The organism is Planomicrobium okeanokoites, assembly GCF_003428875.1.
Taxonomy (GTDB): Bacteria; Bacillota; Bacilli; order Bacillales_A; family Planococcaceae; genus Planococcus; species Planococcus okeanokoites.
The window spans coordinates 934,137-958,025 of record NZ_QQRS01000001.1; the positions used below are offsets into that span (position 1 = coordinate 934,137).

The 23,889-nt window shown below is 45.0% G+C and carries 32 protein-coding genes; all 32 read right to left on the reverse strand.

Annotated features, from left to right (window positions below; genetic code table 11):
* Positions 1–45 precede the first annotated feature (45 nt).
* Positions 46–2,133, reverse strand: coding sequence for a right-handed parallel beta-helix repeat-containing protein (locus D2910_RS04740; RefSeq protein ID WP_117312541.1), 2,088 nt, complete (start codon positions 2,131–2,133; stop codon positions 46–48).
* Positions 2,130–2,333: a hypothetical protein gene (locus D2910_RS04745; RefSeq protein WP_117312542.1), complete on the reverse strand. Its 204-nt coding sequence runs from the start codon at positions 2,331–2,333 to the stop codon at positions 2,130–2,132. Before D2910_RS04745 ends, D2910_RS04740 begins: the two co-directional genes overlap by 4 nt.
* 3 nt (positions 2,334–2,336) lie before the next feature.
* Entirely contained in the window at positions 2,337–4,214 is a 1,878-nt protein-coding gene (locus D2910_RS04750; protein WP_117312543.1) for a phage tail protein, read from the reverse strand.
* Positions 4,215–4,228: 14 nt separating this feature from the next.
* Positions 4,229–5,059 (reverse strand): phage tail domain-containing protein, encoded by an 831-nt coding sequence (locus D2910_RS04755; RefSeq protein WP_117312544.1) that lies wholly within the window; start codon positions 5,057–5,059, stop codon positions 4,229–4,231.
* Between the two features lie 3 nt (positions 5,060–5,062).
* A complete protein-coding gene (locus D2910_RS04760; RefSeq protein WP_117312545.1) occupies positions 5,063–7,792 on the reverse strand; it encodes a phage tail tape measure protein in 2,730 nt (909 codons plus the stop codon).
* Positions 7,793–7,807: 15 nt separating this feature from the next.
* The gene (locus D2910_RS04765) at positions 7,808–8,065 is read right to left on the reverse strand and encodes a hypothetical protein (RefSeq protein ID WP_117312546.1); all 258 of its coding nucleotides are present in this window, start codon (positions 8,063–8,065) and stop codon (positions 7,808–7,810) included.
* Positions 8,066–8,130: 65 nt separating this feature from the next.
* A complete protein-coding gene (locus D2910_RS04770) occupies positions 8,131–8,493 on the reverse strand; it encodes a tail assembly chaperone (RefSeq protein WP_117312547.1) in 363 nt (120 codons plus the stop codon).
* Between the two features lie 65 nt (positions 8,494–8,558).
* The gene (locus tag D2910_RS04775; RefSeq protein ID WP_117312548.1) at positions 8,559–9,122 is read right to left on the reverse strand and encodes a phage major tail protein, TP901-1 family; all 564 of its coding nucleotides are present in this window, start codon (positions 9,120–9,122) and stop codon (positions 8,559–8,561) included.
* Between the two features lie 11 nt (positions 9,123–9,133).
* Positions 9,134–9,523, reverse strand: a complete 390-nt coding sequence (locus tag D2910_RS04780; RefSeq protein WP_117312549.1) for a gp17 family tail completion protein — start codon at positions 9,521–9,523, stop codon at positions 9,134–9,136.
* Positions 9,524–9,859 (reverse strand): HK97-gp10 family putative phage morphogenesis protein, encoded by a 336-nt coding sequence (locus D2910_RS04785; RefSeq protein WP_117312550.1) that lies wholly within the window; start codon positions 9,857–9,859, stop codon positions 9,524–9,526.
* Entirely contained in the window at positions 9,856–10,158 is a 303-nt protein-coding gene (locus tag D2910_RS04790; RefSeq protein WP_117312551.1) for a hypothetical protein, read from the reverse strand. The genes D2910_RS04785 and D2910_RS04790 overlap by 4 nt, the downstream gene beginning before the upstream one ends.
* A complete protein-coding gene (locus tag D2910_RS04795; protein WP_117312552.1) occupies positions 10,155–10,484 on the reverse strand; it encodes a phage head-tail connector protein in 330 nt (109 codons plus the stop codon). The genes D2910_RS04790 and D2910_RS04795 overlap by 4 nt, the downstream gene beginning before the upstream one ends.
* Before the next feature lie 10 nt (positions 10,485–10,494).
* Positions 10,495–10,776: a hypothetical protein gene (locus D2910_RS04800; RefSeq protein WP_117312553.1), complete on the reverse strand. Its 282-nt coding sequence runs from the start codon at positions 10,774–10,776 to the stop codon at positions 10,495–10,497.
* 21 nt (positions 10,777–10,797) lie between these two features.
* The gene (locus tag D2910_RS04805; RefSeq protein ID WP_117312554.1) at positions 10,798–11,685 is read right to left on the reverse strand and encodes a phage major capsid protein; all 888 of its coding nucleotides are present in this window, start codon (positions 11,683–11,685) and stop codon (positions 10,798–10,800) included.
* A 28-nt stretch (positions 11,686–11,713) separates the two neighbouring features.
* Entirely contained in the window at positions 11,714–12,271 is a 558-nt protein-coding gene (locus D2910_RS04810) for a DUF4355 domain-containing protein (RefSeq protein ID WP_165850130.1), read from the reverse strand.
* A gap of 512 nt (positions 12,272–12,783) precedes the next feature.
* On the reverse strand, positions 12,784–13,683 hold the full coding sequence (locus D2910_RS04815; protein WP_117312556.1) for a minor capsid protein: 900 nt from the start codon (positions 13,681–13,683) through the stop codon (positions 12,784–12,786).
* On the reverse strand, positions 13,667–15,142 hold the full coding sequence (locus D2910_RS04820) for a phage portal protein (RefSeq protein ID WP_117312557.1): 1,476 nt from the start codon (positions 15,140–15,142) through the stop codon (positions 13,667–13,669). Before D2910_RS04820 ends, D2910_RS04815 begins: the two co-directional genes overlap by 17 nt.
* Positions 15,143–15,154: 12 nt before the next feature.
* The gene (gene terL, locus D2910_RS04825) at positions 15,155–16,618 is read right to left on the reverse strand and encodes a phage terminase large subunit (protein WP_117312558.1); all 1,464 of its coding nucleotides are present in this window, start codon (positions 16,616–16,618) and stop codon (positions 15,155–15,157) included.
* A complete protein-coding gene (locus D2910_RS04830) occupies positions 16,605–17,069 on the reverse strand; it encodes a helix-turn-helix domain-containing protein (protein WP_117312559.1) in 465 nt (154 codons plus the stop codon). Before D2910_RS04830 ends, terL begins: the two co-directional genes overlap by 14 nt.
* Before the next feature lie 86 nt (positions 17,070–17,155).
* Positions 17,156–17,671 carry a hypothetical protein gene (locus tag D2910_RS04835; protein ID WP_117312560.1) on the reverse strand — a complete coding sequence of 172 codons (516 nt, stop codon included), beginning with the start codon at positions 17,669–17,671 and terminating at the stop codon, positions 17,156–17,158.
* A gap of 67 nt (positions 17,672–17,738) precedes the next feature.
* Positions 17,739–18,917, reverse strand: coding sequence for an SANT/Myb-like DNA-binding domain-containing protein (locus D2910_RS04840; RefSeq protein ID WP_117312561.1), 1,179 nt, complete (start codon positions 18,915–18,917; stop codon positions 17,739–17,741).
* A gap of 173 nt (positions 18,918–19,090) precedes the next feature.
* Entirely contained in the window at positions 19,091–19,264 is a 174-nt protein-coding gene (locus D2910_RS16820; protein ID WP_165850131.1) for a hypothetical protein, read from the reverse strand.
* 17 nt (positions 19,265–19,281) lie between these two features.
* Entirely contained in the window at positions 19,282–19,773 is a 492-nt protein-coding gene (locus D2910_RS04845; protein WP_117312562.1) for a sigma factor-like helix-turn-helix DNA-binding protein, read from the reverse strand.
* 59 nt (positions 19,774–19,832) lie between these two features.
* A complete protein-coding gene (locus D2910_RS04850; protein ID WP_240633542.1) occupies positions 19,833–20,006 on the reverse strand; it encodes a DUF3954 domain-containing protein in 174 nt (57 codons plus the stop codon).
* A complete protein-coding gene (locus D2910_RS16825) occupies positions 19,999–20,154 on the reverse strand; it encodes a hypothetical protein (protein ID WP_165850132.1) in 156 nt (51 codons plus the stop codon). Before D2910_RS16825 ends, D2910_RS04850 begins: the two co-directional genes overlap by 8 nt.
* Positions 20,151–20,444: a hypothetical protein gene (locus D2910_RS04855; protein ID WP_117312564.1), complete on the reverse strand. Its 294-nt coding sequence runs from the start codon at positions 20,442–20,444 to the stop codon at positions 20,151–20,153. Before D2910_RS04855 ends, D2910_RS16825 begins: the two co-directional genes overlap by 4 nt.
* A gap of 127 nt (positions 20,445–20,571) precedes the next feature.
* Positions 20,572–21,066, reverse strand: a complete 495-nt coding sequence (locus tag D2910_RS04860; protein ID WP_240633543.1) for a dUTP diphosphatase — start codon at positions 21,064–21,066, stop codon at positions 20,572–20,574.
* Complete coding sequence (locus tag D2910_RS04865) at positions 21,063–21,575, reverse strand: hypothetical protein (protein ID WP_117312565.1); 513 nt, start codon at positions 21,573–21,575, stop codon at positions 21,063–21,065. Before D2910_RS04865 ends, D2910_RS04860 begins: the two co-directional genes overlap by 4 nt.
* Position 21,576: 1 nt before the next feature.
* Positions 21,577–21,831 (reverse strand): hypothetical protein, encoded by a 255-nt coding sequence (locus D2910_RS04870; protein WP_117312566.1) that lies wholly within the window; start codon positions 21,829–21,831, stop codon positions 21,577–21,579.
* Positions 21,828–22,523: a hypothetical protein gene (locus D2910_RS04875; RefSeq protein WP_117312567.1), complete on the reverse strand. Its 696-nt coding sequence runs from the start codon at positions 22,521–22,523 to the stop codon at positions 21,828–21,830. Before D2910_RS04875 ends, D2910_RS04870 begins: the two co-directional genes overlap by 4 nt.
* Positions 22,524–22,648: 125 nt before the next feature.
* Complete coding sequence (locus D2910_RS04880; RefSeq protein WP_205854574.1) at positions 22,649–23,416, reverse strand: DNA-methyltransferase; 768 nt, start codon at positions 23,414–23,416, stop codon at positions 22,649–22,651.
* A gap of 163 nt (positions 23,417–23,579) precedes the next feature.
* The gene (locus D2910_RS17080; RefSeq protein ID WP_276310414.1) at positions 23,580–23,702 is read right to left on the reverse strand and encodes a hypothetical protein; all 123 of its coding nucleotides are present in this window, start codon (positions 23,700–23,702) and stop codon (positions 23,580–23,582) included.
* Positions 23,703–23,889: the final 187 nt, after the last annotated feature.

Sequence of the window (23,889 nt, forward strand, 5' to 3'; positions counted from 1 at the left end):
GTAATATAAATATACCATATCGCTAAGAGGTTTTAACCTAGAAATTTATTTACCTACCCAACCGGTATTCCCAGAACCCGTCTGTTTAACCCAAAGCGTCGTTCCTGCACCACCATTTGCATTAATAAAGATTGATCCGATTGAAGCGGTAATAACTCCTTCTGGGGATGCCGTGCCTCTATGGATTAAACTGCTACCCCCTAGTGTCCCGTAACTATGGTTCTGACCAGACCCGCCAAGAATATCATTCGTACAGGTAGAATAACCTAAATCTATCGTCACTTCATTGTTGACACCACTGCCAATATTGATAGCCCACTCCGAAACGTAATTAGCCAGAGAAGGAGTTTTTCTCATCGCATTATTTTTACCTATTGTCCCTTTGTTATAATCAGAGCGGACGTTTATGCAAGGAGCTAAAGAGTATGTGTTAGAAAGAACGTCGGTAATTGTATTTCCATCAACCATGAATCCGATATTTGTGTTATATAAGATAATCCCACTCTCATTTGCGCGTTCGATACTATTTCCTATCACCACGACTCCTTCCGTAGCAACGAGGTATATTGAACCCGAATTATTATTCCCTGCAATCCCCCCGCCCCATATACGGTTTCCAGATACAATACATCCTTTTGCATACTCTTTTGGTGCTCCTATCGCTCCGCCAGCGCCGGCAATAGAAATGGCGACACCTGAATTACCACCAAAAATTAAATTTCCATCAACTAAGCAATCATTGGATGCGTAATCTATGCTCCCTGTTAAATTAGCTGCTACTACCGCAATTCCGACCTTGCAGTTTCTAACAGTATTATTAATAAAGCGAACTCCTTGTCCTGCGTGGGTGTCAAAGCCTTCCCAAGGAACATCTTCAACGATGACATTAAAGGCAACACAATCCTTAGGTAATGGATAATCTGTTAAACTTTCAAACGATTGCCGAGTAAATGCTACCCCATAGCCGTTTCCGCTCTCAGTAGTAACATCTTTAATAATCGAGTGTTCTATATTCACGTTATCTGGCGATAAACTCATAAAACCAGCTCTTCCTAATCCACGCATTTTTGCTTTATCAACGTATACATTTTTAGCAAAAGAGGTGTAAATCCCGTAGTAACCTATGTCGTGAATAAACACATCATTAATCATAATATCTTCAGTATATGCGGATGCGTTTGCTCCTTCAATGCTTATTCCTCTTCCTGCTACATTGGGAACTATGTGGTCTTTACCTTCAATCTCAATACCGTACAACTTCGTTTTGGATTCCATTTTTAGAAATGTGATATGTGTCTCTTTATTGATTAATTTGTTATTAAACGCCACCAGTGTAACGCCTGACTTTAATGTGACTGCGCCTCGTACTTGTCTTATTTTCGCCGGCAAGATTACGCGTTGAACACCGTTTGTAACCGCATAGTCAATCGCTCTTTGTATACGGCCCTCTTCGCCAACCTCAGGCGCAATTACAGGAAAATTATCAGCGTTTATACCCCGCCCCTCAATATCTGCTGCCGCCGCCTTTTCTGCCAACTGCTGATTAACTTTATTCAGATGCGCGCCCAAAGTAGGCTCGCCACCACGCGCCAAAATGACCTCGCTATCCACAGTGACACCTGCCACCGCTTCCTGGTAATCACTCTCCAATTGAAGTTGACGTGTCGATATATCATCAACCTGTGGGATGACCGTTGCTTCAAATTCCTGCTGTTTGGCTTCTTGTTCTGCGCGCAATTGCGTAACCGTAATTGACTTCACGCCCACAAATCCTAAATCATCTGTGGACGGCGTAACACTAATCCTCGCATTGTTCTCGCGCGCCGGAAACTTCCGTTTATACGTCGCATCGTTCGGATCTGTTGCAGTAAACTCAATCCACATCGTGCCGTGTCCGATATTTTCTGTGATGGTAACGCGAATGACCGCATCATCTGCTACATATTCCGCAGTACCTTCATAGCGAATACCATTCTTGTCGTAAAAAACAGCATAAATATCCTTGCCTGTCAGCGCAACGACATCCCCATTCTCGCCACGCGGCGTAAATCCAAGTGTAAAATGATGACCCTGGCGAATGACATTGCCGCCTTCTACTAAATCGAGTTGTGTAATTTCAATATCATGATTCATTCGGCGTCACCCCCTTCTCTGCTTACCAATTTAGGCTTCATTTTTTCGATAACCACTTTCCATTCACTAATTTCAATTTCCCCATCGTTCAAAAAACCGAAATCATAAGGGTCTGTGGCAATGATATTTTTCCCTTGTTGGGCGCTAATAATGTTGCCGTTTTCATCTACAACAACAAAACACTGATATATTTCATCCATGAATTATCCCTCCAGCCATTTTCTAGTGACCATTGCATATGCATCTTCATTTGATACAGACGTTCGGAAGCGTATTTGGAATGTATCGGAGTTACCGGTCGGCACACCTAAATCCACAGTGAGGGTTGAACCGTTTTGAACACTCGGGTCCGAATCATTCGACACTGAGGTTTGAGCGCTGGCCACCTTCTCTCCACCCTTCCATATTTCGAAATGCGCTGTATTTGAACCGCTCGCTAATACCCGGAATCTTACTTTTAAATAGCGTGCTTCATGCTTAAAGGAATACTGGTTAAAGTCGACTGAAGCACTTGCTGTTCGTGTAGACAACCACTGCGCATAAGACTTTTGGACAAGCGTGACAGCTGGAGAAAAGAACATTGGTTCAACTCCCTGAATGTTCACATCAAATGTACTCATGCCGTTATTAATTGTTTTATAGCCATCTGGACGTTCGATGGTGATTGCGCCTTTGGAAATATACAACCCATCACTCCGCAAACGCACAAACCGCGTGACATCCGTTGGGTCAATCGCCTGCAATCCCGTACCATCCCAGAAGAAGAAATTGGAGTCGCCCACAATCCGAATATTGTTCGTGTGGATGTCGCCTGCCGTTAATAGGCTTGTGTTGATACCGAGATACGTTACTGCTTCATCAAACGTCACACCACCATCCAAACTGATTCCCACGCCTGCTGAATTAAATACGACCAATCTATTCGGGTCATTCGGATCCGTGGCCACAATACCATTGTCAAAAGCCAGTTCCGTGAGCGCTGATTTTAAAGCATCCGATGCCAAGCGCACCGCATTCGGCAGCACGTTAAACGGAATCGGTAAATTGCCATTGATTAGATCCGTGATTCTGTCCACAGCTTGTGACAACTGCGCTTGATGGCGTTTCACCAATCCAGGCGAACCAATTACCAGTTTTAAATCCAGCACATTGCCTTGCCAGTCGCGCACAATCGTCATCTGATAGATGCGTACTTCTTCATCAAAGCCAATGCGTTCATCCGTCAGATACACGCGGTCGCCCAAATTCGGATGCGCTAACGGATAACCCTGTTTCCGCAAGTCATGAACATCTGTGGAAATCGATATTTTAAGACTGTTGTCCACCGATTCCTTAATCGCTTCATCCATTGTTTCAACTGTGGTTATCGAACCGTTGTAATACGGTGGCGCATCCCGTTTACCAATCCCTGCCACACTCGCAAGCGGTGAATAATACTCGCGTATCAACGCCGCGTTATCCTCTTCACCTTCCGCGAAGTCGCCGTACCCGCGCGCGTACGTCCAAAGATTCGAAGCATCAATCTCTTGCACAATGTTCGACGCATTCAAGCGGTATCGGTACATAAACGACGTATCAACGCCAATCTGTTGCTCGATGTAGACGGTATTCCTAACTATCCGGAATTCTGCTTTGTAGCGTTCTAGCGCCCGTTTAAACGTTTCCAGCCGTGTCTGCCCGTCGCCAAACCCCTGCCACTGTACGGCGTAAAACGGATCGACTAGCACATAATTGTAATCGGTGTCAGCGAATATCAAACCGAACGCTTCTGCCGCCGTCATGTGCTGATCGTAGCGCATATAAATCCGACTGACCGCAAAATCGTCATAAAAAGAAGGAGTGGCTTTCACGTCTACACTCAGACGGTCGCCTTCTCCCCTTTTTCGTGCATATTCAATTCTGTGGACAACATCATCGAAGTCAATAACCTGCCACATTTCGCTTAACTCTTTCAAAAACACATCGTTCACCTTGCTCGGTTTCGCCACAAATGAGAGAACCGGTTTCCCGTTTAACTCAAAGTCGTGCGTAACGGTCGCTTCGAGCGGATATTCATTGCCTTCTAAATCGCGCACATACATTCAAGCCACTCCCCTCATTTGTAGTACCGTTTGAACTCGACGTCCACAGTGGCAGAGGTTGCGCCGTATATCCGAAAATCGTTCCAGCCTGAAGCTAACTCAATGAACTCCCGATTCGTGTTGCGCAGGAATTGAAGACTGTTCCGCGTCACCACCGACCCATCCATTACCACTTTGTGAATATTGTCGATTCGTTCATTCACCACGAACTTTTTCTTGGTCGTCGTGTTTTCAAGTTCAAAATAGCTATTCGATCCGGTTACGTTGCGTATCGTAATTTTCAAGTGCTGGATAAACGGATGAATGTTTACATCCCCTTCGTTCAGCAAACGGAATTGCGTGCCGGTAAACGTTTTTTTTACAATGCCACTTTCGCCAAACGGAAGCTCGGTCGTCTCATACACCAACTCCCCTTCGCCACTCGTCAGCATTTGTTCCAAGTTGAAGGTGTTTTGCAAACGCACCAGGTAACTCTTTTCTGTGGATAGCTGATTCCCCGTGTCGGGTAAATCGCGCGCCACTTCATGCGTTTTTGCAAATGCGTAATTATGGTGGTTCGCACGCCGCAACTCCCGTATATAATACGATTCGCTGTCCACAAGAAAAGCAAACAGTTCATCCCTCTTCTGTGGAAAGCGTTCCAACTCGTCTGCTTCAACTGAAAACGGCACAGTGATTGTCCGCGGACCATACGTTGCGCCGTAGTCCACTGTTCCGTGCCTACCTTCGATTGTGCCGTAAGATGCCAGGAGAGGGATGGAGGACACGACAAAATCGCTGACGGTTACGCCGAATTCTTCAAGTAATCGAGCATCTCCGTTTTTCTTGGTTATCATCATATCCATCCGTTAAAACCTCCTGATTTGCGCATCCACCGCATTTTCTTCATTTACATACGCGCGTACTGCTTCTTTATTGTCGTAAATGTTCACGATTACCGGTTGACGGTTTACCGACATTTCACCTTTTACATGATTTGTCATCTGCTGTTTCATCTGTCCGTTCAAGTTGCGAATTTGGCTGTTGTAGTTCATGCCGTCCACAGCTAATTCAGGATTGAACGCATTGGTAACTGATCTCGATAAATCGCCAACCGTTTTAATGGCTGTGCGCGCTTTGTCGTCAATGCCGTTCGCCAACCCTTCGGATAGATATGCACCTATTCCCATAAACACTCGCGATGGCGATTTGATACCGAATAGGGATTTTGCTTTCCCAACCACACTATCCACGACCCCTGTGATGGCGCTCAGAGCTTGACCGGTCATATTTTTTATCCCGTTAATAAGCCCACGTATTAAATCCTTACCAGCCGACAGGAATGCGGAAGCTTTATTTTTCACAGCATTTATCATATTCGTTAAAACCGTACGGATTAACGTAAGTGCAGTGCTTAATGCAGTACGAATAGCCGTAACGACGTTTGCGAAGCGCGTTCTAACCGTCGTAACTATAGCAGAGAAAATGGTACGGAAAAAATTAAGGATATTAGAAAGATTAGCTTGCGTTACTCCGCGTATACTTTGAAGTCCTGCGGTGAAGAATGATTTAATGGCGTTTATTGAAGTATTGAAGAGTGTTTTTACGCCATTCCAAAACGCGCCAATCTGCGAACGGAATGCTCCAACAAATCCCGCTAACCCTTTGAGAAGTTTACCCCACAAAAGAAGTTGCACTGCATTCCACAGGAATTGAACAGCACCGCTAAACATTTGCTTGACGCCTTCCCACATCGCGGACCAGTTCCCCGTGAAGAGTCCAGCGAATACCTGTACCAGTCCCATGATAATGTCGAGCGCGCCGCTGATAACGCCTTTGATGTTCTCCCATACGCTCATAACAATAATTTGGATTATTGGCCACACTACTTGGAACACTGCTTGAATCGCTTTTAAAACTCCTTGTATGACTGTGGATATAACATTCCAAACATTCGAAGTTGCCTCTTTAATCATTTCGCCATTCTCGTTCCAGAAAGCTACCAATTGCCCCCATACGCTCATAACAAACGCGACGACCGCTGCCACTACTGTCTCAATAGTCGTTTTAATAAAGTTCCATACAGTATCCACGATTGCGCGGAATTTTTCGTTTTCTTGATACAGTTTGATGAATACTGGTACTAGCGACAAAAGAATACCGATAATTAAACCAATTGGACCGAACAGCAAACTGAACGCGCGCCCTAATAAACCAACCGCTGTTTTTAATGCTGCATGCCTTGCGATAATCGGTGCAAACCGTTGCAGTAAGATACCGAAATTCGACACAACCATTCCGACGAAGGTGACAAGTCCACCCAATACCAGTAGAAGTGGCCCAATCGCCGCTGCGACAATCGCCACAACTCCCGCCAGCATTTGCATCTGTGGAGAAAGTGCGTTGACTTTGTTGACAAGGTTCAAAAAGAATTCTGCTGCCTTTTGTAAATAAGGAAGTAATGCCTGGTAAATCTTAATGCCGACTTCTGATAATGCGGATCCAATCTCAGTAAGTTTCCCTTTCAGGTTATTCTGCATGGTGGCGGCCATTTCATTGAGCGCCCCATTGGAATTTTCAACATTCCCCTTTAAATCGCCGTACTCCTTGCCGAGTCCATCAAGCAATGCTTGGAAACCTGACAATTGTGTTTTACCGGCTATCATGGATAAGTATTGTGTGCGCTGTTCTTCGCTTAATCCTGCTGTGGCATCCGATACTTCCTGAAGTACGTTTTCCACACCTTTAAAATTACCTTCCGAATCAAACGCGCTGATACCTAGCTCTTCCATCGCTTTACCGGCTTGCCCTGCACCACTTGTCATGTTGACGAGGATTGAGCTTAATGCGTTACCCGCTTCTGCGCCCTTAATACCTCTGTTTGCCATGATACCGAGCAACGCGTTACCTTCTGCCAAAGGAACGTTTAAATTGTTGAATGAACCACCTACAGCAAGGTTTGCCTGCATGAGTGAATCGATATCGGTATTGGCTTTTCGTGAGGTTTGCGCTACTTGGTCGAGGTAGCCAGGTAAATCTTTCACTTCCAAGCCGAGCGCACTCATACTGTCTGTTACAAGATCCGATGCGGTTGCTAAGTCCAATGAACCAGCTTCCGATAAGCGCAAAATAGGCTCGATTCCCTGCATGATTTGTGTTGTATCCCAACCGGCTAACGCCATATAACTCATTGCATCTGCTGCTTCACCGGCACTCTTGGAAGTCGTCGCTCCCATTTCACGTGCTTTCTTCTCTAAACTCACCAAATCTTCACCCGTCGCACCGGATATCGCCTGCACGTTGGACATAGAAGCTTCAAAGTCCATACCAGTTTGGATCGCTGCAGTCGCCGCACCTAAAATCGGGAGGGTAATTGCTGCTGTTATGATGCCGCCGGTTTTCGCAATATTCTTACCTTGCGTTTGAATTTTGTCGCCGACTTTTTCAAACTGCTTACCTGCGTTCTCGATTCCGGAAGTGTCCATGTTGCTGACATCCCGCTGAAAATCTCTAGCCGCTTGCGCAGCCACTTGAAACCCTCTTACAAATCCCGTATGATCCGCTTTTAAAAACGCCTCTACCGAATAACTTTCTGCCATTCGTTGACCTCCTTTCTATCCGTTTATGCGTGCTGCTAGATTTGCTAAACGGACAATGGTCTCATCTTTCTTTTTACCTTCAATTTCCTGCAATTCTTTTTCGTAATCAAAGAACTCTTTAAAGTTTTTGAAGAACGGAACTGTGTTTTTGCCAACCGTTTTCGTGGACTTTGCCTGCTGATTCACCCATGCCTGCATGTGCATGCGTTGGCGACTGTCCAAATCCCGCAAACGGTATGCGTGAATTTCAAATGAATACTCGCGGAAAGTCATATCGCAGGCTTCTTGATACGTCTTGTTCAGAAAACGCATGCAATTAATCAAAATTTCGTCAAACGTTATTCCGTTTCCGTTGTCTCCACTCTTGCTTTCTGTTTGAAGTTGTCGAGTGTCGCTGTAAGGAGAGGATGCTTTCCCATTTCCTCAACTAACTCTTCGAATAGCGGCTCGAGTGTGCCATGTTCCACTGCATAACCTTCCACATAGTTTTCAATATGCTGCTCTGGTACTTTCGGAAGGCATGCCTTCAATACATTTGAAATGGCGGTCGGGTTTTTTTGCGAGAGGTATGTAAACGCAAGGTTCAACCCCATTGCAAATTTCGCGCCGCCTGCTTCCATCGTGTATTTTTTATCCAGTTCATTAATCATATTGAGTGTGAATTTGACTTCTTTTTGCTGGCCATTGATTGTGATTTCCATGCGAGATTCCACCTTTTTCTAATTTGATTTTTAGGTATAAAAAAAGAGAGGTTTTACCCTCTCGATTACACTTCTGGTGTGATTTCTTCTGTATTACGGAATGCGTATTGAACCGCCGCTTCTTGTGCTGCGGATAATGGCGTATAACCCCATTGCGGTTCACCGTCTACGTTGAATGTTGTTGACACTGTGGATTCGTCTTCCACACCTGCAGGCAACTCCCAGGATGGCAAGTAGCCTTGTGCATAGATGGCAGGGTATTCATCAGTTTCGTTTTTCAAATCTTCGTCCACCGTGACTTCCCACAGTTCGACTTTGTGCCCTTTGATGGCAGCCAGCGCCAATTCGCCATATAGACGGTCGCCGCGCTTTTGAATCGCTTCAATGGATACTTCTGTTTCAAGTCCATTATCTTTGGAGATAGAACCGTCTTTCGTACGGATCACGTCACGTTCGCGACTGAATGTGAAAGTATGCTCTGTTTGGAATGCCAGTTTGCGCGCTGCGTTCGTGTCGCCAAGAACACGGAACAACAGAATTTTGTCTTTCCCTTGCACCATACCTTCGAGCGCTTTATCAGCAAGTAACGCGGCGTGGCTTGTTTCGTATTCTGTAATTGGATTTACCATTTATGTTCCTCCTAGTTAAATTTAATGGTGACTTCCACAATGCCGTGTAATAATGCTGTGGAAGTCGAATTGTCGGGTAGGGTTTGGGCGGTGATGTTAGATGCGCGTATATGAAAATTCTCCGTTTTCTTCAATTTGCGGATTTCCGTTTTCAGGTTATCCATCATATCGGTCAAATCTCGCCGATTGCGCTGCAAGTGGTAGACGTGGATCGTCTGTTGCACCTCTCCAATCACCACATCTTTCAAATTCCTGTCCTGGTCGAACTGTTCGCCAATATAAACAAAAGGATACGCAACATCATTCGCTGGTAAAAAATCGAATGTGCGGTATCCCAGGTTTAATGATGCTTTGAAAATGGCATCGAATATTTGTTGCTGTGGACTCTTAAACTCGTTCATTTACCTCACCAACCGTTCTAAATCCGTTATGAATTCGGCTTTTGTCGCTTGATAGGCAGGACGCATGAACGGTTGAGCCGTCATGAAGCGTGTTCCGTATTCTACATAGGGAGAATAATGCATGCCTGCTGAAACTTGCCCTGTCATGCCGTTGTCCGTGTAAACGGAAGTGATGGAACGTCGAAGCTCTCCGGTGTCCACAGGTGCTTTTCGCTGCGCCAATCGATTCATTTCCGATGTGCGGCGTTTCACAATCTTCTTGGCCGCTTCCTCAATACGCGCTCCGCCTTCCAATTGCATAATCAGCACATCCATGCCTGATAATCTCACGCTCATGCCATCCCCTCCAAATAGAAAACGGATTCGCTACGGAACGGAACATGGCGCGTAATCGCATACTTCTTACCGCCAATTAGCGCATGGTCATATTCCTTCTTATATGGACGTTGTAGGCGCGCTACGGTAATTTCCTTATCGAGAGTACCGAATAGCTGATTGGTGCGGTCAACTCCAAGATTAGAAAGATTGCACGCCTGTACATCTGTGGATAGCGAACCTTCATCATAAGAGCCGGTATCGGGATTGTACCCACCCGCCGTTTCGTTGACGAAGGTAATTCTGTCCGAATATCTCAAATGAACATCACCCGACCTCTGCGCAACTCGGTTGGAGAGTCTTTTAGTTTCTCCTGCTCGATGACGGAGAGGTACGGGCGAAACTCTTGCGCCGGATCGTAGAACGTGACGCTTTTGCCTTCCACAGAATCAGCCTTAATGCCTTCACTGCCGAGACGGTTGAACCGCATGACTGCGATTTCCGTGACGATGAATTTGAGTGATTCCGGTATCTCCTTTTCGAGCAGATAGCGCAAATGGCTTTCAACGTTACTGATGATGATGCCAAGCACCGCATCCTGCTGCGAATCCTCAATGCCTAATAACTGTTTAATTTCTTGAAGCATCGTAAACACCTCATTCCGTCAGTGCTTTTTCTGCCTTGACTGCTTGCTTTTTGCCTTTTACGTTTTCACCGTTGGATAATTGGTAATAACCGCCACCAACATGTTCAGGAAATGCCGGTTCATCGCCTTCCACAGATTGAATGAAGGGAACGCCCTCTTTATTATCTGTGGATGACAACGCCGCAATGCGCTCGGCTGATGCTGTACCTTTACGCGGGTACGAATCACCAGCCGCATACACATGGCCGTTATCCTGCAAATCGGTGAAGGCTTTGATTACTTTGTATTCCATCAAACTTCACTCCTTTGTGGATTAAACGCCTGCTGGTGCTGTCAATTTCGCAAACGCTTCGTCTTTGGTAATCATCAACGCTACGTCCATTGTCACGCGCAATGCAACCATTTCTTGCTCGAATAGGTTGATTGGTGAACCGTCTGCGTTTGTGATTGTAGACAATTGCGCATCTTCCGAGATTTTGTAGTTGATGTTGAACGGGATACCGTAATGCAAATGGTCGAAGTTACCAGCGTATAGCGTTCCTTTTTCAAGAGCAGCCGATTTCAAGTTGACCGCTGTGATGCCGTCCACTGTGCCAGCTTGACGGTCGAACAGGGATACGTTGTTAGCGTCCACAGAACCACGCAACGCCGTGTTGTTTTGTACTTTGCTGATAACAGCGTTCGCTTCTTCATCGCCATCGTATAGAGCGTCCTGAAGAGCCAAAATGTTTGTGTAGTTGATTTCACCTTCGACAACATTTCCTGCTGCAACCGCTGACTCATCCACAGATTGCGGGAATGGGTTGGCAACGTTTAGGATGCCTGCTTCGTCGAATTTTTTGTAGAATGCTTCTGCCACTTTCGGACGGATCGCTTCAAAGAACGCCGGTACTTTGTATTGCAGGTATTCGCGCGATACTGGCAGGATAACTGCTAGTTTGTGCGCACGCATTGTCGCTTGTAGCATTGTTGGTTTCGAAGTCTGAATCTTTTCAGTCTCTCCAACCCAGTAAGCGCCTGGCCCTTCTGCAAAGAATTCGAATGATTTTTCTTTACCGTCCATTTCTTGGAATACACCAAGCTGCATGATCTTCGAGTTTTCGATTACATCTTGTAGAATAAGCGCGTTCTGCGCATCTGGAATTGAACCGTCCTTTTGCTCGTATACTAAAACGTTATCTGGTGAAAAAGTTTGTGCCATGATTTCATTTCTCCTTTTGGGTTATGGTTTATTTGATGATTCTGGCTTTCCGAGCCATTTCTGCTACGTTCGTTGATTCTGTGGATGCTTTGCGTTGATCGCCGATGCGCGGTGCATCTTGGCGCAGCTTATCCTTGACTGCTTCGTTTACTGCGTTGTCGAACGCTTCTTTGAATGCGTTGATGTTTTTGAGCGTTGTTTCCGCGTCAGACTGTACAAGGAAGTCTGCAAATGTGGACGGCAACCCTTTCGCGCTTAAATCGCTGATGGCATCGGATTTCAATTCCTTTTGCTCCAACTCTTTAAGGCGATTGGTTAGTTGTTCCTCGCGTTTCTTCAATTCCTCGTCTTTGCGTTCTTTTTCGCTCAACTTGGCAAGGCGTTCCGCTTCCTTTTTCGCTTCTTCAATCTGATTCGCATAGTCAGCTTTTAATTTGGCTTCCTTTTTAGCGAGTGCCGATTCGACTGCTTTACTGATGCGGCTGTCGACTTCCGATTGCGTGAAGGTTGCTTGCTCCTGCTGTTCTTCCTGTTGCTCCACGTCTACTTCTTCTGTATTGTCAACTTGCTCGTTTACTTCTGCCATATAAATTCTCCTTTTCCCAAACACGCTATCCACAGATTGAATAAATGGCATAATAAAAAGCCCCGAATCACGCCATAGGCCCGTTCACGACTTTGATTGATGCGGTTATTCAATTTGGTGATGCCCGTTTACGATATGATTTTGAGCAGTTTAATGACATGCTCAGGTCGGGATAATGAAGTATAGATAAGTCACCTAGTCAACAAGGTTGCGATGCGCTCTTAACGCCGAGCCGCGAGATATGATGAAGATCACCTAACCTTTCCGGCATATCGCCTGCTTGTGGTATAGCACTCCATCACCCCTTTCTATGCTGTGGATAGCGTTTTACTTAGCTTTGCATCCTCTAAATTCAGTCAATCGATAATTAAATTCACTCCAAGCAGGTATATAAATCTCTTTACCACACGCTTCGCAAACATGGTAACTGAAACCTTCCACTTTGTAATGATGGCGTTGCAAACCGATTAATCGAATGATTTTCTTAAACATATCCTCACGCCTTCCACAGATTATTCATAATAAGGACCACTCGAACACCGACAATGCGGATGCATCGGAGCCATATTACTCCCTGGCATCGCATCCGACACATTAAATCGCTCACCATCAAGCGGCGCACATATCTTGCAACCGCCTTCTGTCGCAATAAACTCATACATGCTAATATCAGCCTGTTTATACGATTCCTTTTGCACTTCCGACTGCACACGCGCCAATTCCGTCACCATGATGCGTTGGGAGTTGGAGACGTTTTGCTCCACCGTTTGGCGAAGTTTACGCGCTGCCACCTTCGAACTTTGTCCCGTGGTGATGGATTCGGCTAGGCGTTTTTTCAATTCACCGTGAAGAAGGCGCTTATTCTTCCACAGATGGCCACTGAAATCATCGCCGTGGAAGTTGCGCCGCGCGATGTATTCCAAACCGCTTCGGTCGATGGTGATGGTTGCACCGAGAATACCTGCCTGCCGTAATGTTTCAGCCTGTCCAGCGTCAATCAATCGCTCACCAACCAACTTATCCACTTCATCAGTCAAGGCGGTTAAGTCGAGATTAATATGCGCGTTAATCAAATCAAGTCTGCTCGTTCGCATCTTCAAGTTATAAATCGCCATTTCTTCATTCGCTAACGGCGAGAAATCCTTCTCCTTCACATACCGCGCCGCCTTCGCTTCATAATCGCGTATATCGGTTGCTGTGAGGCGTTTGCGTACGTCTGCGACAGATAATCCGTTCTTACTCGCATAACGCTCTAGCATACCCGTGACGGTGTTCTCAATCTCTGTGGAAGTCGAACGGTAAAGCGCCGCCAACGTTTTGGAAAACTCCTGGTCATCCTTTAGCATCAGTTTAGCGTGTTCAATCTCCCTGTCACGCCAATATTCGCGACTCTCCTTATTCTTCCGAGCCATTAGCGCCACCTGCTGACGTTGGTGCGAAACTGTACGTGTTCAGTAAACTGTTTTGATTCTCTGCCATTTCAGCAGCAATGCGCTCCAATTCCTCTTTTGGATCACTCACTGTGGATAGCATGGAGAGAAGTGTTTCCTGAGAAAGCACGCCACCCGCATTAACGAACATATCCAATTCTTCTGCGATATTCTCCGGAAGGTTAGGTGTGAACGTTATTTTCAATCCGTGAATATCAAAGTCACCTTCGTTTGCGAATCGAAGTATATTCTTAATCAACTTATAGCGCTGCATCATCGAACGTTTGAATAGGCGTTCTTTGATGGCGCGCTTTTGCTCTAAGCCGAATAGTTTATATACCATTGCGATACCTGACTGCGTACCTGCAAATTGCGAATCGCCCATGTCCGGCGTGTTCGTAAACTTGTGGATATCGTTGGCGATGCGGTCTTTGTATTTTTCAACGCCTGCAACGTCATATTTCTTGTAGATGTAATCGGCGTCCACTTTGCTTTCTTTGCCATCCACAGAGGGTTCAGCCTTCAAGAAAAGGATATTCGCGTCTTTCATGCTGCGCGCTTCTTCAACGTCAATTTCAAGGTTACCTGTAATCTTCAACATCGCATCGTTTAGATCCGTCATGTAATTGGCGGTATCGGATTGCGCTGCATCGTACAGGTCGATAAGGTAGAGAACCTTTTCATAATCGCCTTGTCGGAATCGGTTGTTGCTGTATTCGACGATTGGAACGCCGCCGAAGTAATGCTCTTTGCGGTCAACTTCATCAAGATGATACGAATGAATATCTTTTGCGGTGTAATAGATAATATCTTTATCCGTATACACTTCAACATGCGTTTCCTCTTTGCCGGTCACAGTCGTATAATAGCGGACCGCAGCAAGCGGCTTCTTTTCAACCGTATTGCTGTAAACTACAAACGTTTCGAGTGGTGATAGCAACGCCAAATGGCTTTCATCGTCCATGTTGCGGTAAAGCAATTCATAAGCGCGGCCATAGATAGATAAATCCAATATTAAATCACTATTATGCGCATCTGCATCCGTTTGATCGTTGAGTTCATTGAGCTTATCGCTTACCGTTTCATCATCATGCTGCACCTTAATCGGAATCCCACACATATAGCCTTGAATGAATTGCGATACGTATTCAGCGAAGTTGTGCGGTGAACGGTGGTCCGCTAAATGAACCTCTTTACGTCTCGACTTACGTAATATACCGTTATTGTTACCTTCATAATAATCATCCAACGCATCCAATCGCGGCGCTTGATGTTCCTGGTGATGTTTCAGCATTTCGCTGATGTTGAGTGTGTCTGCCAGTAAGCTATCCACAGAAGAGAACGTATAATGCTCCCTTGCTTCACTCGAAAATCGCGGTCTAAACGGCAATTTGCTATAGGTTAAATCCGCAGCCGTTTCAAAATCGTTTACGTGATCCATTCTGTCACTCCTTTAGAAGCCCATTGATTTGAGGGCGTTTAGTTTTTTGCTACTGCTGCTGTTGCCGTTGAAATCGACATACTCCGCAATGCCGGTTAAAGCATCCGGTGCATCATCGTTTTTGTTCTTGCCCTCTTTATTGAATCCGCTGATATCTCGCTCGAATTCAGGCCAACGCTTCTTCCAGTCTCGCGGGAAGTAAATATGTTCCTGTACAAATGAGCTAGCTGTGAGGATACGCGCCATTTTGTTCTTGCTTTGATGGAACGGCTTGATGGATACGCTGCGAGTGTTGTGGTTCTCCCATATCAACCGTTCAACGTTCCGAGCAAATCCGCGCCCACCTGTATTCGCTTCGATAATGGCGGTATTTACTTTATTGCGCACAAAAAAAGAAGCTGTCTCTTTCTCTGTCGTCTCCATACCATCTTTTGTATAGTAAACGTCCAAAAGATACGCTTCCCCTTGATAGACACCCGCCACAATGCTGCACAGGTAATCGCTACCCTCGTCTGCGGTGTCGGTGTAACTGTAAATGCGTTCAAATTGTGGAAGGCTGTCATAATAGCGATACGACTTGTACAATCGCCCTTTGATATCCACAGGCTGTTGGAAATAATTCGCTTCGAGTATCGCCGGATCCATTAACCGTTTCAAACTGTTGAAGTTTTTCTTGTTGAGTAATGGCGGACATAGCATATTGCCGTTTTCATCCTCTGCCGGAATCAGCAGCACAAACCATTCATCCGCTTCTTCACTGGCGAGTAACTTTCCACAGATATCATTCTTGCTCCATCTCGTCATGTTCACCACTTTGATAGAACGCTCTGATTGTTCTTGACGCGAGAGGAACGTATCAGTAAACCATTGCCACTGTTTGTCTAGTGCAGCATCGTTAAACGCTTCCTCTGCGTTCTTGATAGGGTCATCGACGATTAGGATGTTGCCGCCCTTACCGGTGATTGAACCACCAAGACCAGCACCCTTGTAGTTGAAGAATTGACCTTCAAGCGCCCATTGCCGATATGATCCGTCACCATGCTTAATTTTCACATCCGGAAATATATCGCTGAATACAATTTCGTGCGGATATAACTTTTCTTCGCTGATGCCGTCACGGGTATAGCGCGAGAACGTTGTTGCTAAATCCTCGTTATATGATGCTGTAATGATTTTGTTTTCTTTATCCTTGCCGAGTACCCATTCACAGAAAAGAATCAACGTGCGGCTCTTTCCGTGGCGTGGAGGGATATTCATGATTAAGTTTTCGTATGGTTCGCCGTTTGACTTTGGTAGCGTACCTTCGTATAAATCTTGCAATGTCTCTGCAATCGTTTTGAGGTGTGGCCGGTCGTCTTTATAGAAGGAAGGCGCGCGCGTTACGCAGTATTCCCAAAACGTTTCCCTGGATGCTTCAATGCGCTGCTGATTACGTCTGCGCAACTTTTCCTCTAATAGTTCTCTAGCTGTTGTCATACTTCTTCAACGCCTTTTCCAATTCCTCGTCACTGAGATAGGAGAGGTCGATTGTTCGTTGTGTTGTGGATCCGCTGTGTTCAATGTCTTGCTTGTCGCGCCACTGTTTTGACTTTCTGTTTTTCAGCCAGAAGATTTGCGCGGTGGTGTTTGGCTTTTCAAACTTTTCAATCTCCACCACTTCGCCTTTGTTGGTGAGCGCTTCTTCTTTGTAATGGAAGCCGAGCGCGTTTTTGAGCAGCGCATTTTCAACTTGCCTGTCAATGACTTCCTTACCTCTTTTTAAGGTATCTTGAATGTCTTGATATTTGCTTTTCCATGCTTGCAAGGTTGAGTAACCAATACCCATATTGTGCGCTATCTGTTCATCCGTCAGACCATCACGCGCCCAACCTTCAATAATGATTAACTTTTCAGGTTCGAGCCATTCTTCGTATTTACCTTTAGCCATTTCATCTACCACCAACTTTCAGGTTATTCACCAATTTTATGACATAAGAAAAAGCGCACCAATTAGGTACGCCTTCCACAGATATATTATTTAATCGCGTCATGCTCCCACCATTCATCAGCAATGGTAGCTAAATTATCATTCTTTAAGGCGTGTTTGTCGTCGCCTAGCTTGTCTAGCGTTTCGCCGGCGTACGTTGCTTTGATAACCGTTTCATTCTCGGAGTTACCGTATTGATCGGTTAGCGGATAATCAACGTTGATGCTGATACTGTCGAATGTATATCCGCTTTCCTTTAACGTATAAAGCGCGTTCTTAATATCATCCTTCATGCCTTCCACAGTCATATTGCTTGAAAGGTTCTCTTTCGCTAAAAATGAAATCTCTGCGCTGTATGGTTCACTGTCGAATTGACCAGAGAGGGAGAGGGAATCCACAGTGACATTATTGTTAAGCGCTGATTCCACTTTCTCTTTCGGCGTTTGTTCCGGTTCGGTTGTTTCGGTTGGCGTGTTTCCTGCTTGTGATACGCCTTGAATGACACCTTGCACAATGGCGATTACCAGGATGATGCCGATGATGATAAATAGTATTTTCTTCATATTGAACCTCCTGTATTTGTTATGATTTCAATATACAGGTAATCGGTGTAGTCCACAATAAGTGATTTCATACAAAATGAATATGTTCAATCTCGTTCTTGCTGTACTCGAATAACTGGAAGCGCTTGTGGCTTGCGGTATAGCCGTAGTCATCGTGATAGCTGTCGACCTTGTTGCGTGTGCTTAATGCGCGTTGCAGGATGCCGCCTTTGTCGATAACCTCTTCGGTGTGAAGATGGCCGATGAATAATTCGCGTGTGGTTGCTCGACTCCATTCGAGAGGGAATTCGGTGGCAAAGTTTTCGTTCAAGCGTTTACGCGCCTTATCACCATGCGTTGCTGCAATCATGATATCACCGAGCATGTGGACTTTGCGCTCCCTAAAATCGGTGTTAAAAGTAATCTGCGGGAATCGCGCTTGCAAGTATTTGGTGAACGCCCATTCGAGCGATTCGGAATGATTCCCCTTGATAAAGATGCCGGTTACTTTACCCGAATTCTTCAACGCTTCATGCAATATCGGCTCATAAAACTTCGCTGCATCTTCCCAAGCCAGCGACATATCCGCGTGTTCGATTTCACGCCCCGATGCCGTCCGGTTGCGATGATCATTGTGGTGGAATAAGTCTGAACCGATTAAAAACAGAATCTCCTTATACGGCTTTTTCAGCACGTTTAACACTTTCGCTTGTGTCGGAAGATAATGGTTGTAGTCGCTGATGCCGAAGTGCATATCGTAAAGAGGGATATTCAAATAGCGTTCCTCTCCTGGCGTGTACTTCGGTTTGACGAAAACGGATGGTGCGCTTTCCACAGTTGTGATTAGCTTGCCCCAATCCATTCCGGTTAGCGCTGGTTTAACGGTAATCTTGCTGGAGTATAGCGTGATTGTGCCGTCCTCTTTATTGTGCTGATTCCAGATGCTACTTTTTGCGTTGACTATCTCCCATTTACTCGGATCGTATCCGTGTGAGGTTAGCAGAAACTCTGTATCCTTCAATTCCGCTGCTGACATGCGAAGTAGTTTATCCGACTTATGCGAACCGTCTGCGAGGATTTCTGTCGTCTCGTTGTAAGCTGGCAACACTTGCGAATCGGGATTCATGCGGTAATGTGACCGCACTTGATTAAAAGTAAACTCTTTGCCGAATCGCTCACTCATTAATTCTGCGAGCAACTTCCACCGCGTTCCCCTCGACTTCACCAACTCGACTAAAAAATTATGTTCCTCGTCAGTCCACTTCACATTGTCACCCGCTTTTTAGGATATAAGAAAAAGAACACCCTATGCGGATGCTCAAAATTGATACGCTCGCAATGTAAATCTGCATCGCAAACGAATAGGTCTGTATACCAATACGGAAAACGTATGACAAGCGTATGACAGGGAATTTAATTTTATTTACGAATACTTAATTGTTAATATTCATAAATTCCGATTCCGTAAAAGCCTTCAAAATCGCATAACCCTTCTTTTTCTTTTTCTAAATCCGTTTTCCATCGCTCTACTTCTTCTTTATTACAATCCTCATAATCAGGCATCCAGTTGCTCGGATTAATCCCTTTGTGCCACAATCCATATGTTTGTTCCATTCATAACCACTCCTTTTTTACGCTCTCAATTCAACCTTCACCTTCGCCCTCTTCAAATACATCTGCACGGTCGACTTACTAACCTCCAACTCAATCGCTATCTGCGCCATACTCAGACGTTGCGCGTTATGCAGGATATAACACTGGCGCTCGCGTGGTGAAAGCGCTGAGAAGATGCGTGAAAGCTTTTCTTTGCTATCCACAGAGAGGGAAAGTTCCGGTGGTCCATCGCTTTCCAGTTCATCGCGAATATCCGGTATTAAATCCATCGCATCCCAGGAGTTGCGGTGGTAAATGCTTTTCTTGTCGATGCCTTTGTAAGCGCGTGGGTCACGCCCTGTCATCAGCCACTCTTCCGATTCTTTGCTACCCGCTATCATGGAGTTGGCTAATGTGAGATAATTTTCATTGCTCGGATCGTCACGGTCGAGATTGTTTTTGTATTGCGTAACGGCTTTGCGCCCTGTTTCGTATTCGCATTTTAAGTCATCTGCCCATAGTGTTGACATATTAGCACCTCCGAGGATTTTTCATTACAGGCCTCGGCTGGTCCGATAGCTGATTAATGCTAAACTTTCTGTATATGACCGTGAACGATGCGCGTCACTTTCTCCGATTCCCAGTGGATGGTTTGCTGACCGTATCCGCTGGGAGGGGAGTCGAGTGTGATTAATGCGCCGTCTTTGACGATGTAGGCTTTATTCTCCATCAAGTTTATTTCTGCTGTGATTCGTTCACTCATTTTCCTCAACCTCCAACTTCGCATCCTCAACCCGTGCCACATACCCGACATTCCATCCCGATCCGAATCCGCGCGCATAGGCCATCGCGTTGGTGAAGCCGAAGATGAGCGCTGCGCCTGCTGTCCACAGGAATATTGATAGTGTCATACCGTCGCCCCTTTTCCGTTTACAGTATTTCCGCAATGGGCGCATTTGTTATTTTCGGTATAAGAACTGCCAACGTCATAACCCGTCCACATAGTCATTTCCAAATCGCCATCCAAGAAGCTAAACATTTTCTTATCCCCATCCGGATTTTTAAGATGCAAACCACTAACGGTATTCGTATCTCTCCAAACCTCAATCAGTATCACCTCGTAAGGAACTGGTACAGGAATTAATTTAGTGAATAATTGAACTTGGTCGCCAATTTTCAATTCGGCTACTTTCTTCTTCACCCTTCATCCACTCCCTCAACTTTTATCCATCACATAACGCTTCCCATCAATCACAACCACCGTAGCTTCACCGCGCCTAACCTTCACCACTTTGACTTCTGTTTGGTAGGAGTCGCCTGGTTTCATATCAATAACCCGTTTCTTGACGATGATGATTTAACGCGTTTTTCATCATGTAAGACATTTCGATTTGTTCCCAAGTGAAACCGAGCATCTGCCCCAATTCGATATAGCGGTAAAAACTTCTTCCTAGTGGTCCGATTTCGCAGTCAATCCGAGAAACATCTTCGAATATATCCAAGTAACAGTCGAGAATATTAGCGCTTGCCTGCATATATGGTCGTTGCACACTCAGTTGATCCGGTCCTTCTTCCAACGCAATCGAAAGAAAAAAATGCAGACCGTCCACATATTCTTCGAGCGCCTTTTCGTAATTGTTCTTTTTGTTTGACCAAAACTTGAATACTTCCGGCAGCTCATTCGCCAATTCGCCAAGCTCTACCAATAACGCGAGCGTGCGCTTCAAAAGTCGTTCTTCTTTTTCCACAGTTGGATGATTCTTTTCAATTTCCGCATCTAGCTCCTTTTGCGCTTCAAGTAAATTCGAAATATCAATCTTCATCCCTCAACCACCCTCTCCGCAAAACTAACTGCCTTCTTCATCGTCAGCAGTAACAGTTGTTCATCGCCAGCGTGCTTTTCAAGCGTCTTATTCAGCAACTGAATGTCATAACGCAAATTCCGCACCTCTGCATCATGCGCCACTTTCGCCTTTTCCAACTCCACATCTGCAGCACGATACTTCGCGCGCCATGTATCACTCGACTCCGCTTCCAACTTCCGCTTACGTTCCGACTCCTTCAACTCATGGCGCAGGAAATCGATCGTTTGCGTATCTTTGCAATGTTGCTCGGTTAGGTATTCTGTGGATGGTGTGTTTAAATCTTCGTTGTGAGCCGTTTTAAGGCGCATTGTATCGTTGGCTGGTGTTTCCTTGTCGGCAACCCCTAACGCATCTCTGACGGCTTCTAAGGCAGATTTTTCGACTACTTGCGTTGCTTTGCTATCCACAGATGAAGAAGAAGCTAAAAATTCGACTCTCGGCATTTCGCCAACAAATGTTTTTCCCATCCTAAATTCCCCCTTTAATAATCTGCTTCATTTGCTGATTCTCTTTTTCCAGAATCATATTCAGGCGTTTCACCTTTTTGATTTCCATTTGCTGATATTGGAGTGCATCGATCAACTCCTGGCTCGCCATATCGTTCCAGTCGTATGAATCGTGACTGCACGCTTCCAATGGTTTGCCGTAGGTTGCCATGCCTTTTGCGTTTTGTGCGTCAATGTTCGCTTCCACAATTTTTAGGATGTTCTGCTTGATCGTCATGCCTTCACCATCCCCTTCGCTTTCGACAACCCTTTCGGCAACGTCGCTGCATCTTCCATCGACATTCCGTAATGGCTCATGCGATTCTTAAATCCACCCACTGTCAATCCGTTAGCCAGCGCTACCTTCAACCACTTCTGATATTCATGCTTCACATTCTGAATCGGTTCGTTAATCGCGCGATCAATCGACCATCCATCATACCGTCTTGCCTTCACTCGTTTACGGGGGATGCCATTCTTCTCCGCAACTTTGAAATGGTATGGTGTCAATCCATAGCTGTCTGTTCGTGCGTGCTTTCCTTTCGGTACGTTTTCACGGTCCACCGTTTTTGTACCGGCGATTAATCCGTTGTCAATCTTCCACTGGGTAAGTCCTTTTTGCGTCATTCCCACCGCTTTCTGAATCTCGCGACCAGTCATTTCAAATTCGCGCAGCAAGCGGTAAATTTCCAGTGTCAAGCCATTTTTTAGCGCTTCCTCGATATAGCCATCCACACGATGTTGACGCGTCTTTCTGGAAGTTGCCACCAGCGCTTCGCCAAGCCTTCTGATTTCCACAGCAGAGTGACAGTCGCAATGGACCATCTTCTGCGTGGACGGTGTATTCTTACATTCTGCACACCGCGTAATTTCCAATTTATCTATCTGCGCCAATAAGCGCTTCCGTTCATGCCGTGTCTCGATATCCATGTAGTTCATCCTCCTTAATTATCTGAATATTGCAGTAATTGTTACCAATTAATTGTGTGCAAGGTTAAAACTATTGTGTAAATATGGTAATTATGTGGTAAAAAAATAAGTTTGCGTTGTGTTATTTAATTTACAGTTTCAAGTATTCTTTCATTAGCCTTTTCAACAAATTCCATTTCCTTTTCGATGCCGATAAAGTTTCTTCCGGTATTCATAGCAGCCAGCGCCGTTGTGCCACTTCCCATAAACGGATCGAGTACAACATCACCTTTGTTTGAGTGAATTCCCATAATTTCTTCAATAACTTTCAACGGTTTTTGTGTCGGGTGAATGCGCTGTTTATGATTTACAGTCGGGCTGTCAAAAATGGCGTTTTCGTAATTTTCTCTTGTCCGGTTAAAAGTCCACCCTTTGCCTTTTACTGCCCATAAAGCGACTTCGACACTCGTTACATATAACCTATCTCGGTTTCTCGGCATTGGGTTCGGTTTTCTCCACATAAGTAGTTCTTTTACAACAAAGCCATTGAATTCGAGAACTTCCGACATTTCACCTATATTTTTGTAGTCATTGAATATCACAACGCTCCCGCCCTTTTTCACCTTTTCGGAAGCTAGAGAAAGCCAAGATTGTTGGTCAAATTCTTTATCCCATTCGCCAAAGTCAACGCCTTGCCTGCCCATTGTATGGAAATTAGATTTCATTGATACGTTATACGGTGGATCGGTCAACAATAAATCTACACTGTTGTCCGGTATCAACTTCATGACTTCTAAACAGTCTCCTTGTGTGATTTTATTTAACAACCCATCGACTTTACCTTGCCCGTTTCCTTCCACAGAATTGGGCATCAAGTCGAACATGGTTATTTGATCCTTTGGATTCCATTTCATTGTGTCACCTCTTTGCCTTGATTTTCTTGCATATTTGGCAAGACCATTTATAGATGTATCCATTTTCGTGGAGAAATCGATATTGTTCGACAGTTTTTGGGTTTTCAAAAATAACGGCTACCGAATTTATGATTTTCATTTTTTCGCTCCTTTTTTGGACTTCCTATGAATAATCTTCCTCTTCACCTAAGCCGAAATATTTTTCGTAATCTCCCCAGTCGTCTAAATCTAACCCTTGTTTTTTAGCATCTTTATAATCTTCATCTGAATACGGTTTTGTAGACATTATACGAACCTCCTTGTTAAAGTTTTTTAGCCTTCCACAGATGAACCAACCCTCTCAAACCGAACCCCATACTTCTTACTGCTATACTCGCCCACGTTACGTAATGGTGTTTTCTTACGATTAGTCAATAGTTTTTAATCATTTTCAAAGAGGTTTTTCCGTGAGTTCTTATCTTTTAAAAGACGGA